This window comes from Pirellulales bacterium, assembly GCA_035939775.1.
Classification (GTDB): Bacteria; Planctomycetota; Planctomycetia; order Pirellulales; family DATAWG01; genus DASZFO01.
In genome coordinates, this window is record DASZFO010000338.1 from 1 (window position 1) to 15,161 (window position 15,161).

Here is a 15,161-nt window from a genome sequence, read left to right on the forward strand (position 1 = left end):
CCAGCATTCTCAAGACGGCGGGATCCGACACGAGACGGCAGGCCGCAAGGCGTCGACGCAGGACGAATGCGGATCCTGACAGCCGCAGCCCGAATAGGAGACAGCCGGCGAGCCAAAGCAGCGACAGGATTCGCACCATCAAGTTTGAAGGCCGCACGCCAAGGCTGGCGGGCATGGGTTCATTTGAAGCTCCGGTGGGAATTGAAGGCAAACCTGCGGCTGGAGTGAGTGCGTTCCCTTGAACCGCGCGAGATTCCGCTGCCGACCTTGCAGCGCGTAAGGATTGACTCGCCGTTTCACCTTCGCGGGCTGGCTGCCCACGGGAGTCCGAGGCGATCGGAGCAGAGGCCTCTCGATGATCGATTCGTTGAGCGGTCTCTTCGTGCTGCGAGGAGATGAGATTGAACATGCTCCAAGGACTGACCGGCGTCGCTATGAACAACAGCCGTGCTATGACCACGCTCCAAAGAAGATAGCGCCACCGCGCTGCCAACCGCTCCCCAAACAGCCGCAGCAGCAAGGCGATCAAGAGCGCCAATGCGGCAGCCTGCCAAGAAGCCCGCCAAACTGCCGGTCCGATCGTATCGAGCAGCGTGATCATTTTCGTTTCTCCTTAGTCGTCTTCTTTTGTGCAAGCAGTTGGCGGAGCGGTTCAATTTGATCGGAATCAAGGGATGCGTTGGTAACAAAGTGCGCCAACAGCGCTCCCACGTCCCCACCGAAGACCTTATCCAGAAAGGACCGGCCTTTCTGCCGCACACATTGTCGGCGGGGGACCGAGGCCCGATAGATATATCGCGAACCATCGACGTCATAATCCAGTGCCTCTTTTTCGACAAGCCTCGCCAAGAGCGTGCGGATTGTGCTGTGATTCCAATCGTGCGTCGCTCGGAGTTGCTTGATGACGTCTGCCGCAGTGCAGGCGCCGGATCGCCAGATCCGCTCCATCACGTCCCATTCAGAATCCGAAATCTGTACCGCACGCGGCATCGCTGAATCTCCGTTGACTACATGTGTGGCTATATGTGACCACAACTGTAGCGAGCTGTCAAGAGGAGGGCTGGCGCGGGCCAGAGATTGAGGGATTCTTCAGCGGCGCGAATAGAAGTGAGCTACGCCTTCGCGTTCTTCTGGTCGCAGCCGCAGTCAGGCGAAGGCGCCTGACCTACCCGCTACGGCTATTTCGCATCGCCGGCGAGCTTCAGGTCCGATTGCATTACGACGACCTGATAGGGGTTCCAGGTTGACATCGTGTAATAGATCCGGCATTGTCCGTTCGAGCCGGTCGTGAACCGAGCCATGAGATAGGGGCCGTACTCCCCGCCCCATACCTCGGTGCGGCCCGGATCGCTCAGCCCGTCGTGGCGCCCCTCGGCCCTTGTCGAGATGTGAATGAAGTGCCCGTAGCCGTCGTCGCGACCTGGGTCAAAAATCACCGTCCCCTCCGACCACGGTCCCCGCGGCAATTCGGCCGAACGCATCACGATCCCGCGCGGCTTCCCGGAGTTGTAGAGCATCACCAATCGCTTGGCCGGCTCGAGATAAGCAACCGAAAACTCGCCGATCTGGTTGTTCGGGAAGAGCGGGGTCGCGTTGGCCTCTCTCGGTGACCATTTCGGCTCGCGGCTCGGCTCAATGCCGCCGAAGAATTCCAGCTTCGTTCGCTGCGCTATCTCGTTAGGCCGCACGCGGGCGAGGCAGACAGTGCTTTTGCGATAGTCGCCGCTGCCAAAGATGAACAGCCAGCCGTCGGCCACCAGCATCGACACATTGATGAACTTGTCGCGCGACAATTCGTAGAGCATCTTCCAGGTTCGGCCGTCGTCGCGCGATACGGCGAGCACCGACCGCCCCATCGTCTTCGCCGCAGTGTGGTCGGTGGTGAATACGACATAAATCGCGCCTCCGACCGAGATGCCCCCGCTCGGTATTTCGAACGCTCCGAGCGAGATACCCGGCACGGTCGGCGGGAGCCACTTGCCGTCCGGTGCCTTGAAGAATTCGAGGACGATCTTCGCGGGATTTGCGCTGGTGGTCCAAGCGACAGCGTCGCGGGCGCCGGGCCGGCCGTTGGTGTCGCCGAATAGGAAATACAGCCTTCCTTTATGCTCGAACGAGCTGCCGAGATCGGTCGACTCGACGCCAAACCGTTTGCCCGTCTGGCTGAGCGTCGGCATGCCGGACGTGCGGTCTAAATCGCCGGTTAATTGGCAGATTCGTTTCGTCGAGTTCGGCACGTAAACCAATTCACTCTGCCCAGCCGCGCTCGCCGACGACATGCAGATTCCGACGGCGACAGCGACCGAGATGTGCGCAACCAACGCGAGACGCATGTCGCATTCCTCATGAAGTGCCGCCGGAATCAATCTGCGCCGCCGAGCACGTCGAAGCCGGAAATGTTGATATAGCGGTCTTTGGATTTTGGGTCCTTCTTTTCCAAAACTTTGAGTCGGATGGTGTGCTTGCCGGGCTTGAGACCGGTGTGCGACCAGTCGAAGGGAAGGTCGCGGCCGGGGCCATATTGATCGACGATTGCGACCGATTTGTCATCGATCGTCACCTCGGCTTGGCCGGCGTCGTCGAAGCGGCTACCCAGCCAACGGATTCCGGGGCCCTCGAAGGCGCATTCCACGGTAGCGCCAACGACATTGGTGAAATGAAAACCGCCGGCGTCGTTCCAAGCCGCGTGGTAAACGAGCGAGCCGTGCAATCGCCGGCGGCCCGCGGTTGGATCCAGGTAGAGATAATATGGCTGGCCTTCTTTATAGGCGTAAAACGGCCGCAGCACGACGGTCGGATCAGCGGCCAGACGCCACGTCAGCGGTTCGCCGCGGACCGGCGTCAGGCTGCGATCCAAATGGTCGAGGTCTAGCTTGCGCACGAAACTCGCGTTGGGAGCGCTTGCCGCCAGCACGACCGGACCATAGACGACGGCTGCGGGATAGGCTGACTCAGCGCTGGCCGCGGGCAAGGGGACAGTCCCCTTTTTTTTCGAAGATTCCAAAAAAGGGGACAGTCCCCAGCTCGTCAGTGCGCTTGCGTCGAGTCGCATCGGCAGGGTCACGCTCAGCTTGTCGCCCGCGGTCCAAGTGCGACGAATCGTGGCCCAACCGTTCTTGTCGCGAAGGAGCGTAGCATCCTGGCCGTTCACGCGGGCCGCCATCGCGCCGCCCAACCAATCGGGAACGCGGAGCTTGATTCCCAACGGAACCGGGTGTTCGGCGGTGACCACGAACTCTGTTTCGGGTCCATCGGGAAACCGGGTCTCCTGCCGCACGCTCACGACTTCCTCGCCGCGATTCCACTTCACCGTGGCCGGCGTGAACAGGTTGACGTAGAGATTATCCGAATCGTGAAAATAAACCAAGTCGGCATAATCGGCCACGGCCTGCGGGCGAGTGCCCGTGCAGCAGGACCAGCCGAAATCGCAGCGACGCTTCTCGCCGCCATGGAAATCATAGTCGGAGTAGTATTGCACGCGGCCATCGGGCGTCATCGGCACAATGGCGCCGATCCCGTTGAGCGTGAGCCGTTCGACCCAATCGCCATACTTCGATTCGCCGGTGCAGCAGATTAGATATTTCGCCATCTTGAAGGCAGCCCAACTTCCGCACTGGGTCTCGAAGGTGTTTTCGGTGGCCGCCAGTCTGGCCAAGATGGCCTCGCGCGGGAGCAACTGCTCGTCGGGTCCGTAACCTCCGGTGGCAAACGTCTGGTTCGCTTGCAGATAATCGTAGGCGTTCTTGAGGATGTCGAGGTAACGAGCGTCGCCCTTGACGAGATAAGCCGCCCCCGCGCCGCCGAGCGTGTTCACATGGCTGTAGGCGTGATACGAGCCGCTGCGTTGGCCGTTGGGTCGCGGGGCGAAGATGTTGGCGTTGCGGGCGTAGATGTTCCAATACTCGGAGTATTCCCAAACCTCGGCGAAATCGCGGTACTTCTCATTGCCCGTCGCAAGATAGGCCCGATATAAGTTCTCGCTCAGCGTGTACCACTCGGTGCTGTTGTCGCCGATTTTCCGCGAGCGTTCAAGGTGCTTGATCGCCCAGTCGGTAATCCGGCTGAGTGCCGGAAGCGCTTCGGGGCTGCGGCAATAGAGATGGGCATCGACCAATCCGCCCACGAGTTTGTCATAGATATAGTGCGGCGCGTTGGGCGTTTTAGAATAGTAGAAGTATCCATCCGGCGCGATGCACTTCGCCCACTCGGCCACAAGCGAGTTTACCTTCTCGCGGCAGGCAGGATCGCCGGTGGCGGCGTGCAAACGCGCCAGCCCGGAAACGATCTGTCCGAAGACGTGGAACGTGTCGGACGAGTACCAGCCGCCCAGACCGCGGCCTCGAGCGGCGATCCCGGCCCGCTGGCGGAACCCTTTGAGGAGATCGTCGTTGGGGATCCGCAGGTAGTCTTCGCGGACCTGGTCGAGCTGCCCACGCAACCGGCCGCCATCGAGCGTGACGCCGTGATAGTTGAAATTCTCGAGGAGCTTCTTGCCTCTGGCCTCGGGCGGCTGCGCGATGGCAATCCCTGGCGCGGGAGGCGCCGCTATTGTCAGCCCAGCCAGCCACTCGACGATCAACAACACTCCGGCGATTCGCAGCATGGATCGATCCGCCTATTGCGCGGCCTCTTCCGACGGCGGTTCGAGGCGGACCATGAGCCATTGCTGGGTCGTGCCATTGGCGAAGTGTACGAGTGCGCGGGTCTCGTTGAGCGTCAGATTATAAACGCCTGTCTCCATGATCGGCGTGTCTTTGCCGACGAGGGTCCAGGCCGCCCGTTGGGTTTGGCCGTCAACGGCGCCTTCAATCTCTTGCACCTGGCCGGTCGCCTTGTTTTGATACGCCCCGGCGAGGATTCCCTCTTTGCTCACGGCAAGTTGCAGGAACATGTTGGGCACCGCGTCTGGATCGTTGTCGCTGGTGAGCGCGAAGACCCCCAGCGGCATCCATTCGGGATCGCCGACTGGCTGCGGCGGGTTCGTGGCCAGTTGAGCGACCTGCTCGTCGTATTGAGCGGCGGGATAGGCCGTGTTGTCGATGTAGACCGTGTCTCCCTGATACACGACGTTTCCGCCGCTGCCGTAGTCGTAATAGATCGGCTGGCCCCAATTCCAGGGCATCGCAGAGGCGAGCGTGTTGAACCCGACCCAACTCCAGAAGACCGGGTTCTGGTGAAAGTGGTAATGCCAGTGCGGATGATTGGCCCAGAAGTTGTCGAAGACGTGGTTATGGTCGTAATGGTCGTTGATGTGGTCGCGGATATTGTCGCCGACTTTTCCAAGCTGCTCCTGGCGATTGCTCTGCCGCTGGCCGCGGTTATCGGAGATGTTGTTACGCAGGTCATCCCTCTTCGCCCCGATGTTGTCGGGGAGTCTGTTATCGGGGCGATTGCCTGGCAGCCGATCCCCCGTCACCCGATCGCCCGGCAGGCGATTGCCCGGCTGAAGGTTGCCCTGGGCGGGGCGATTGTTCAAGAAATCGCCGATGGCCGGATTCGAGCCGGGCACGCGGTTACCCGGCCCGGCAGGGAGCGTGCTCGGTCGATTACCGCTGTTCAAGAAGTTGTTAAGCTGCCCCTGCGACGGTCCGCCGCCGGCCGGAACTCGCGAGCCGATGGCGCCTGTCGCCGGACGATTCGCGAGATTGTTGCCGATCTGGCCAGCGTTGCCGCCGATCGCGCCTTGACCCGGCGCGGGCAGATTGATTGAGGGACGATTGATGGGTTGCGACGGACGAGCGACATTTCCGCCGCCCGGATTGGTCGATCGCGCGGGCAAATTCGCCGGGCGCGCAGCAGGCTGCTGGGCCGGCCGCGCCGTCTGAGTCGGCCGGCTCATCGAAGGAGCGCTGCCCGTACTGGGCCGCGCCGCCGCACCAGCACTTGGCCGGTTGGCGCCGCCTCCAGCGGCGGGGCGGGCTCCGCCACCAGCGCCTCCTCCACCACCACCGCGAACGCCGATCGCCAGTACGACTTGGCAAGTCCAAAGTAGAATGGCAGCCAACGCTAGGTAAGTGAGTTTCTTCATGGCAGCACTTATTTTGGATTTTAGATTTTGGATTTTGGATTGCGCCGGCGGAGCGTCTTTTGGGAAGCGACGATCATCGCCAGTATTTCGTTCGATTCCCTCGCAAATCATTTGCGCACGATCGTGATCGGCTCGATATTCGGCATGATTTCTCCGTCCACCTCGCGGCCCGTCGATTGCCAGGTGATGGTCTTGTCGTTCACGCGAGTATAGATATTGACGGCCGAGGCCCGGCGACCGTCGGGGAGCGTGCTGGCGGCATTGACCGACCAGCGGTCTTTCGAGTGGGTCCAGGTGCTCTCGGCGAACCCGCCGTCCGAGTCGAACATCCAGGAGCGAACCTGGTTGTTGGCCGCGTCCCAGCCGATGACTTGCGTTCCTTCCATTTCCGGCCGGTCCTTGGCTGAGACCGAGAAGGTCATCAGCAGGAAGTTATGGTTCTTGGTCCATTCGAATTTGCTCTCGACGCGCACGTCGCCAACTTCATCCCCTTGATCGACCCAACTGCCGACAAGCCAATCGAGGTCCTTCAGTTTGTCATAATGCGTCGGTGAGCTGGGCACATCGGTCTCCCGCACCGAATCGAGCAGCCATTTGCCGTCCTTCTTCACGTAGATCGCCGTGTAGGTGCTATCCTCGGGCAGGCCACCGTCGTGGGTGACGTGGGCCGTGCTCTCTTCAATCGCCACGTCGGGGGTGATCGAACGGATCGAGCCGGTCGTGACATCGAGGTGACAGTCCTTCATCTCGGCGAACATTTTCGCGAATTCCTTTTCGATGCCGTCGCGTCCCTTCGCCCGTTCGCCGGAGATTGGGTTGACATACTCGGCCGAATCGGTCCAGAGCGCCGCGAGGGCCTTGGCGTCGCGATGGTTGAAGGCGTCGAGATACGCGGCATTCGTTTTGCGAACTCCGACGTCCGCGCTCGAATCATCGGCGCGGACGATGCCGAACGAAGCGATGAAGAACCCGCAAGAAAGTACGAGCAAAAGGCATCGGAGTCGGTTCATGGGAATTCAGCTCCTCGATGGAGTGGCGTTGCATCTGTGGCGCAGCTCCGGCGCCGACCACATATCAAATCTAGCACGTTCATCGTAATTCTCTTTGGTGGCGATTGCCACAGAATTGGCTATCGGGCAATGGAACGCAATGAAGGCGCGCCAACGGCAATTTTATGAATTATCAGATTACTTTTTTCTTGGTTGGCCAAAAGCGAATTATTAGTCCTATCGCAAGACACACCATTGCGATTACAAATCTGTCCTCATACCATGACCAACCCGTCGAAGTGAGGAAAAGGCCGATGAATATCGAATTGGAGATGATCTTGCGCCAACGATTCCAAGAAATGGGGTCCGCTGGTAGATCACTCGACTGCGACTGCGGCGACTGGTACGGATTCTCGTCCATGCCCACGATTCTACTCGACCGCACATGAAAAAACCGCAATCAGGCTTACCAGGCCATGCCGCAATAGGGGGCGTTCCCGCATGATAGTCCTGCTGAAAACGTCGCTGACAGGCTAACATGAGTCTTCGTAACGGCGCCGCCGACGCGCTGTGTCGAATCGCCCGCGATTTGTCCGCAGATTGGAGCAGCAGAAATGCACGATGATGTCCCGCAGTTGCTTGGCCTCTTGGTAATCATGCTGGCGGCCGCCAAGCTGTGCGGCTTTTTGGCGCAGAAGATCGGCCAGCCCGCCGTGCTCGGCGAGTTGGTGGCCGGTGTGATCCTCGGAGCGTCGGTGCTGGGGCTGGTCGATCTGTCGAGCGGCGCCTCGCACGATCCGGCACACGCCGGCGCGCATAATTCGACAAGCGAGATTCTGCACGTATTCTCCGAAATCGGAGTCGTGATCCTGCTCTTCGAGATCGGGTTGGAAACCGATCTGCGGAAGCTAATGAAAGTCGGCGCGGAGTCGGCAGTCGTGGCGATCGTCGGCATTGCTCTGCCATTCGCGCTCGGTTATGCCGTCTGCCATTTCCTCGGGTTGAGCAATCTTGTCTGCATCGTCTCGGGCGCGACGCTCACGGCCACGAGCGTCGGCATCACGGCCCGCGTGCTTTCCGACTTGAACCGATTGCAGGAGCCGGAGAGCCAGATCGTGCTCGGGGCGGCGGTGATCGACGACGTGGTGGGGCTGGTGATCCTGGCCGTTGTCGCCGGATTGGCGGAGGGGCATGAAGTGACACCTCTCGGCGTCGCGCGAATTGCCGGAGTCGCATTCGGCTTTCTCATCGGCACGCTGATCTTGGGCATGCTCATCGTGCCGCGATTGGTGAATTGGCTGGCCGCGACGAAGCTGCTCGGCTCGCCGACTCTGCTGGCCGTGATGTTCGCCTTTGGCCTGGCCTGGCTGGCCTCCGTCGCGGGATCGGCCATGATCATCGGAGCGTTCGCGGCCGGATTGCTCCTCCGCGAGACGGCGCAGGCCCACGAGATGGAACGCGGCGTGGCGCACTTGGGGCATTTCTTCGTGCCGCTGTTTTTCGTCGCAGTCGGCGCGGCCGTTGATATTCGCGTGTTCAATCCGCTTGATCCAGTCAATCATCGGACGCTGCTGATCGGCGGCTTGCTGACGCTCGCGGCCATCGTCGGCAAATTCGCGGCCGGCTACGCCCCGTTCTGGTTCAAAGGGAACAAGCGCGTTATCGGCGTCGGCATGATCCCGCGCGGCGAAGTCGGGCTCATTTTCGCCCAAATGGGGCTGGCATCGAAAGTGTTCGACGCGGCCATGTTCAGCGCCATCGCACTGATGGTGATGGTCACCACCTTCATCGCCCCGCCGCTCCTCAAACTCTTCTTCCCGCCGGTTTCACGCAAGAGTCCCGCGCCGGCCGCCGAAGGGATCGAAGATTTGGTCAATGAAGGTTGATGCAGATGGGCGTGGACTGGAAATGCGACGGGGAGAATAAAAAGAAGCCCGGCCGAGGCCATGCGGCGGATCAGCCGGGCAGGAAGTTCTGACGGATATCATCATAGTGTATACAGGATTTACAGGATTGTCTTGAGGGCCCGGCTTTCGAGCATTGCACGGGTCGATTTATAATGAAGCCGGGCAAGCTCGAGGCACATCATGAATCCGAAAACCGCAGCCACTGTCGATGACCTGTACCTAGTGCCGGGCAAAGCCGAGCTAGTCGGAGGAGAAATCGTGATGATGTCGCCGACCGGCGGAATTCCCGCAGAAGTTGCTTTGAGGATCGGCGCGAGCCTGCTGCGATACACGGAGCGAACAAAGACCGGACATGCCGTTGGCGACAATGCAGGATTCGTCGTCGATTTGCCGGATCGTAAGTCGTTTAGTCCCGACGCCGCTTATTTTGTCGGCCACTCCAGTATGAAATTCATCGACGGCGCTCCCGCATTTGCCGTGGAAGTCCGCAGCGAAGGCGACTACGGTCCGGCCGCCGAAGAGGAGATGGCCGGCAAGCGGGCCGACTATTTCACCGCCGGCACGCAAGTCGTCTGGGACGTGGATTTGCAAAGCCCCGACGCGGTCCGCGTCTATCGCTCCGGCGATCCCGATCACCCGACGATCTACCGCCGAGGCCAACTTGCCGAAGCCGAACCCGCTGTGCCGGAATGGACGATGCCGGTGGACGACCTGTTTCCGGCGTGAACTAAAAAAGTAAAAAAGGGTCAGAACAACTTATTAAATAGTTCTGACCCTTTAATTCTTTCGCCGATACGTTCAAGCGTTGTCCGTACGTGCTGGATCGAATCGCAAATTCAAATTCGGTAAGTTGTCGCAATCGCGGCGACAAGTGGGACGCCTTGAATGGATAATCAGATCGAGATCATCGAGGCCGACTTGGCGCGAGCGGATCATCAGCGGGACATCGTCGCGCTGACGGCCGCGTACGCTCTCGACCCGATGGGCAACGCCGGACCGCTGCCGGACGACGTGCTTGCCCGGCTGATCCCCGGGCTGAAGAGCCATCCGACGACATTGATCTTCCTGGCATACGTCGACGGCCAAGCGGTGGGAATCGCGACCTGCTTCCGCGGCTTTTCGACATTTTTCGCCAAGCCGCTCATCAACATCCATGATCTTGCCGTGTTGCCGGCGCACCGCGGCCGCGGAATCGGCCGCCAGTTGCTCAAGCGAATCGAGATGTCGGCAAGGGAAAGCGGGTGCTGCAAAGTGACGCTTGAGGTCCAAGAGAACAACACTCGGGCGCGACGGTTGTACGAAGATTCCGGTTACGCTCAAGCCGTCTACGGCGAACCCGCGGGCGGCGCGCTCTTCTACACGAAGGCGCCTTGAATCTGATGGCCGGCCCGCCCAGCTTGCCATCGGCCCCTCCGCGGATTTATACTCGCGGAATCATTGGCCGGCGTGGAACGGAAAACACCGGCGATGCCCCTGGCGTCTACCGCGGCGTCGCAACCTGAATCGCTCGACGCGATTCCACGTTGCTCGTGGAGTCAAAGGCCTAACCGAATGGCGCGGCGAATTGCTTTCACGATCTTGATCGTCGCCGTCGGCGGCTGCCAGCAGGAAGCCGCTGCGCCGGCCAAACGCGAACCGCTGCCGGTGATCGTGAGCCAGCCCATCGAGGAGACGATCGTCGATTCCGACGAGTTTCCCGGCGAGATTCGGGCCGTCGATCGCCAGGAAGTCCGGGCGCAGGTGAGCGGCACGCTCAAGTCGGTCGATTTCAAGGACGGGCAGGATGTCGAGGCTGGCAAGGAGCTGTTTCATATCGACGACGTGCCGTTCCTGGCCGCGCTGGCTCAAGCCAAATCCGCCGTGACCGACTGGCAAGTGCGGTTGGATGAAGCCAAGGCGAATCTCGATCGGGCCACGATGCTGTTGCAGAAGAAGGCGATCAGCCGCGAGGAATACGACAGCACGAAGGCGAAGTACGATAGCGCGGTCGCCAACCTGGCTTCGGCCCAGGAAGGGGTGAAAGCCGCCGAGCAAGACGTGAAATACACCGTGGTCCGGGCCCCGATCGCCGGGCGGGCCGATCGGGCCTACGTCACCGCGGGCAACGCCGTCACGGGAAGCCCGGGCGGCGGAACGCTCTTGACCACGATAGTCGCCACCGACGACGTTTACATCTACTTCAACATCGACGATCCCACCTTGCAGCGAGTGACCAAGCTGGTGCAGTCCGGGCATCTCAAGCAGAAGAGCATCTCCGAGATTCCGGTCGAGGCGGCCCTTTCGAGCGATTCAGGCTTTCCGTTTCACGACGGTAAGATCGACTACGTCGCCAACGAACTCGATCCCGGCACCGGCACGCTCTCCGCCCGAGCGATCTTCAAGAACCCGAAGGATTCCAAGACCGCGAGCCGGCTGTTGCAGCCGGGGCAATTCGCTTGGGTGCGGCTGGTTTACGGCGATCCGCGGCCGGGGCTCAAAATCCTCGACCGCGCGATCGGCACCGATCAGGGAGGCCGATTCGTCTATGTCGTCAATAAGAATGGCGAGGTCGAATATCGGCCGGTGAAGCTCGGCGCGGTCGAGGCTGGGCTGCGAGTGATCGAAAGCGGCCTGAAAGCCGGCGACGACGTGATCGTCAACGGAATGCAGCGCGTTCGCCCGGCGCAGAAGGTCCAAACCAAGTCGGTCGAAATGCGGTCGATGCTGCCGCCGCCGGAGGAAGCCGCGGCGAAAGCGCCGTGAGCATCTCATGAGCTTCTTCATCGACCGACCGATCTTCGCCTGCGTGCTGTCGCTGGTGTTTCTGCTGGCCGGCGGTTTGGCGTTTTTTGGGCTTCCGATCGCGCAGTATCCGGAAGTCGCTCCGCCGACGATCTCGGTGACGGCGATTTATCCCGGCGCCAGCGCGAAGCTCGTCTCCGACTCGGTCGCCTCGACGATCGAGCAGCAGCTCTTCGGCGTCGAGCACAAGCTCTACATGTCGGCTCAGTGTACGAACGACGGCCGGATGGAATTGACCGTGACGTTCGAGGTCGGGACCGATCTCGATTTGGCCCAGGTCTCGGTGCAGAATCGAGTGTCGCTCGCTCTGCCGAAGCTACCGCAAGCGGTCCGCGATCAGGGGGTGAACGTCAAGAAGAAATCGCCGAGCATCATTCTCTGCGTGAATCTGGTTTCGCCCGACAAAAGCCGCGACGTCGATTATCTGAGCAACTATGCCTCGCGACAGATCAAGGACGTTTTGGCCGACGTGAAAGGGGTCGGCGATGTGACGTTTCTCGGCGAGCGCGAATACAGCATGCGGATTTGGCTCGATCCCAAGGCGCTGGCCTCGCGGAAGCTCAGCCCGGGCGATCTGATCGCGGCGATCAAGACGCACAATTCGGTCGTGCCCGCCGGGCAACTCGGCGCGCAGCCGGCGCCGTCCGGGACGGCGTTTCAATACCCATTGCAGACCCAGGGACAGTTGAGTGACGAGCAGCAATTCAAGGAAATCGTCGTCAAGAGCGAGCCGGGGGCAAAGCTGACCACGCTCGGTCAGGTCTCGAGAGTCGAACTCGGAGCCAAGAATTACGACGTCGAAACGACGCTCGATGGCCAGCCGAGCATCACGTTGGCCGTTTTCCAATTGCCTGGATCGAACGCTCTGGACACGGCCCACGGCGTCCGAGCCGCGATGGAAGCTCTATCCAAGCGCTTTCCGCCCGGCGTGAGCTATCAAATCGTCTACGACACCACGCCTTTCATCGACGAATCGATCCATGAGGTCGAGAAGGCCCTGCGTGACGCGGTAATTCTGGTCGCGATCGTCGTGCTTGTGTTCTTGCAAAGCTGGCGGGCGTCGATCATTCCACTGTTGGCCGTGCCGGTGGCCATCATTGGCACTTTCGCGGCCCTGGCGGCGCTGGGTTTCAGCTTGAACAATCTCTCGCTGTTCGGCCTGGTGCTGGCGATCGGCATCGTGGTGGACGATGCGATCGTCGTGGTCGAAAACGTCGAGCATCACATGGCGCATGGCCTCGCGCCGAAGGAAGCGACTCGCAAGGCGATGCAGGAGGTCGCCGGACCGATTATCGCCACGACGCTCGTCTTGTGTGCCGTGTTCATTCCGACCGCGTTTGTGCCGGGGCTTACCGGGCAGTTCTATCGGCAATTCGCGATCACGATCGCGATTTCGACGTTGATTTCGTCGATCAATTCGCTGACGTTGACTCCCGCGCTCTGCCCGATCCTATTGCGGCCTCGCGGCGAAGCCCGCGATCCGCTGACCAAGCTGCTGAACTTGACGCTCGGTTGGTTCTTTGCGGGATTCAACCGCGTGTTCGACGTGACGACCGGCGGGTATATGCGCGCTGTGAAGCTGCTCGTGCGCGGCTCCATCGTGTCGCTCTTGGTTTACGGCGGGCTGCTCTTAGGCACATATCTGGGGTTCTCGCGGGCCAGCTTTGGCTTCGTCCCGGCACAGGACAAGGGCTATCTGCTCTTGAATGTGCAGCTTCCCGACGGGGCTTCGCTGGAGCGCACTCGCCGCCTATTGCAGCGGATCGACCAGGTGGCTTCGAAGACCGAGGGGGTGGACCACACGATCGCGATTGCCGGGCAGTCGATGGTGGCCAACGCGGTCGGGTCGAACATGGCCTCGATGTTCGTGATCTTGAAGCCGTTCGAGTATCGCGTTCATCACGGCGGGCTGCACGCCGACCAGGTGCTGGCGGCGCTGCGCCGCGAGTGCGATCAGGAATTCGAGCGCGACCCAACTCTCGAACAAGCGCCCATCGCCATCTTCGGCGCCCCGCCCGTCGATGGATTGGGAAATGCCGGCGGATTCAAGCTGATGATCGAAGACCGCGGCAATCAGGAACTCGAATTCCTTGAGGGAATGACGCAAAACGTGATCGAAGCGGCGGCCAAGCGGGGCGGAGTCGTCGGATTGATGACTACGTTTCGGGCCAGCGCGCCGCAATATTATGTCGACGTGAACCGCGTCCGCGCGAGCGCGGCCGGCGTGCCGCTCGACGAGATTTACAACACGCTGGGCGTCTTTCTCGGCTCGCGGTATGTGAACGATTTCTTTTTGGAGGGGCGAAATCTCCAGGTAAATCTTCAAGCCGATGCTCCGTTCCGCGCCGACGAGAGCGCCGTCCGCTCGCTGCAAGTGCGGAGCACGTCGGGCAAGATGGTCCCGCTTTCGGCTCTGTTGCTCAATCGCCAACGAAGCGCGAGCGGGCTGCAAGAGACGTTTGGCCCGCCCGTCGTCACGCGGTACAACGGCCATCCGGCAGCCCCGATCAACGGCGCCCCCGCGCCGGGGGTGAGTTCCGGCACAGCCTTGCGTTTGATGGAGACGACCGCCCAAGACGAATTGCCGCCGTCGATGGCCGCCGAATGGACCGAGTTGAGCTATTTGCAGGCGACCCAGGGCAACACGGCCGTGATTGTATTCATCTTGGCGGTGGTGCTTGTGTTCCTGGTGCTGGCCGCGCAATACGAAAGCTGGTCGCTCCCGCTGGCGGTGATCCTGATCGTGCCGATGTGCTTGCTCAGCGCACTGATCGGCATCGAGGCCCGCGCACTGGATATCAATATCTTCACGCAGATCGGCTTGATCGTGCTCGTTGGTCTGGCCAGCAAGAATGCGATTTTAATCGTCGAATTCGCCCGGGCTCAGCAAAAGGCCGGCCGCTCGGGCTTCGACGCCACCATGGAAGCTTGCCGGCTGCGGCTGCGACCGATTCTGATGACGTCGTTCGCCTTTATTCTCGGAGTCGTGCCGCTGGTGATCTCCCGCGGCGCCGGCGCGGAAATGCGGCAAACGCTGGGCACCGCCGTTTTCGCGGGAATGCTAGGGGTGACGATCTTTGGCATCTTTCTGACGCCGGTGTTCTACTTTGTCGTCCAATGGCTGACTGGCGGACGCGGCGAGAAGCCGTCGTCGTCGTAGCAGGCATGTTCCGCGTGCCGCAGCCGGCACGCGGAGGGTGCCCGCTACATTGCCTAATGATGCCTGCGGGCAATTTGCTTCTTGCTCGGGCCCCAGACGCGGCGAGTCGGCTTGTAGCCGTGTTCCAGCGCGAACCATTCCGCATACCGCTCGCGGTCGACCGACCGCGAATTGCGGTCGTCGAGCAGATGGCCCAACTCGTGGATCAGAATGTTGTTAAGGTAGAAATCTTTGACTGCCCGTTCGGTCCAGACCAGCTTCCACGAGCCATCCGGCTCGTGAACCCAGCGGCCGCC

General features: G+C 61.0%; 12 protein-coding genes. 5 read left to right on the top strand and 7 right to left on the bottom strand.

The window, feature by feature from the left end; genetic code table 11:
* From VGY55_21550 to VGY55_21575, 6 genes are all read right to left on the bottom strand, one after another.
* The coding region (locus VGY55_21550; protein ID HEV2972567.1) for a M56 family metallopeptidase at positions 1-601 on the bottom strand (601 nt) is incomplete at its 3' end.
* Positions 598-990 (bottom strand): BlaI/MecI/CopY family transcriptional regulator, encoded by a 393-nt coding sequence (locus VGY55_21555; GenBank protein HEV2972568.1) that lies wholly within the window; start codon positions 988-990, stop codon positions 598-600. The genes VGY55_21550 and VGY55_21555, both read right to left, overlap by 4 nt.
* 188 nt (positions 991-1,178) lie before the next feature.
* On the bottom strand, positions 1,179-2,333 hold the full coding sequence (locus VGY55_21560) for a DUF4185 domain-containing protein (protein ID HEV2972569.1): 1,155 nt from the start codon (positions 2,331-2,333) through the stop codon (positions 1,179-1,181).
* Between the two features lie 29 nt (positions 2,334-2,362).
* The gene (locus VGY55_21565; protein HEV2972570.1) at positions 2,363-4,603 is read right to left on the bottom strand and encodes a beta-L-arabinofuranosidase domain-containing protein; all 2,241 of its coding nucleotides are present in this window, start codon (positions 4,601-4,603) and stop codon (positions 2,363-2,365) included.
* 12 nt (positions 4,604-4,615) lie between these two features.
* Positions 4,616-6,028 (bottom strand): hypothetical protein, encoded by a 1,413-nt coding sequence (locus VGY55_21570; protein ID HEV2972571.1) that lies wholly within the window; start codon positions 6,026-6,028, stop codon positions 4,616-4,618.
* A 107-nt stretch (positions 6,029-6,135) separates the two neighbouring features.
* Positions 6,136-7,038 (bottom strand): SgcJ/EcaC family oxidoreductase, encoded by a 903-nt coding sequence (locus VGY55_21575; protein ID HEV2972572.1) that lies wholly within the window; start codon positions 7,036-7,038, stop codon positions 6,136-6,138.
* 593 nt (positions 7,039-7,631) lie between these two features.
* Between VGY55_21575 and VGY55_21580 the strand changes: the two genes are divergently transcribed.
* From VGY55_21580 to VGY55_21600, 5 genes are all read left to right on the top strand, one after another.
* Positions 7,632-8,903, top strand: coding sequence for a cation:proton antiporter (locus tag VGY55_21580; GenBank protein ID HEV2972573.1), 1,272 nt, complete (start codon positions 7,632-7,634; stop codon positions 8,901-8,903).
* A 201-nt stretch (positions 8,904-9,104) separates the two neighbouring features.
* A complete protein-coding gene (locus VGY55_21585) occupies positions 9,105-9,650 on the top strand; it encodes a Uma2 family endonuclease (protein ID HEV2972574.1) in 546 nt (181 codons plus the stop codon).
* Positions 9,651-9,809: 159 nt separating this feature from the next.
* A complete protein-coding gene (locus VGY55_21590) occupies positions 9,810-10,298 on the top strand; it encodes a GNAT family N-acetyltransferase (protein ID HEV2972575.1) in 489 nt (162 codons plus the stop codon).
* Positions 10,299-10,475: 177 nt separating this feature from the next.
* Entirely contained in the window at positions 10,476-11,666 is a 1,191-nt protein-coding gene (locus VGY55_21595; protein ID HEV2972576.1) for an efflux RND transporter periplasmic adaptor subunit, read from the top strand.
* A 7-nt stretch (positions 11,667-11,673) separates the two neighbouring features.
* Positions 11,674-14,865 carry a multidrug efflux RND transporter permease subunit gene (locus VGY55_21600; GenBank protein ID HEV2972577.1) on the top strand — a complete coding sequence of 1,064 codons (3,192 nt, stop codon included), beginning with the start codon at positions 11,674-11,676 and terminating at the stop codon, positions 14,863-14,865.
* A gap of 53 nt (positions 14,866-14,918) precedes the next feature.
* On the opposite strand, the gene VGY55_21605 is transcribed toward VGY55_21600, so the two are convergent.
* Positions 14,919-15,161 (bottom strand): hypothetical protein (locus VGY55_21605; protein HEV2972578.1); only part of this gene is annotated, 243 nt, incomplete at its 5' end.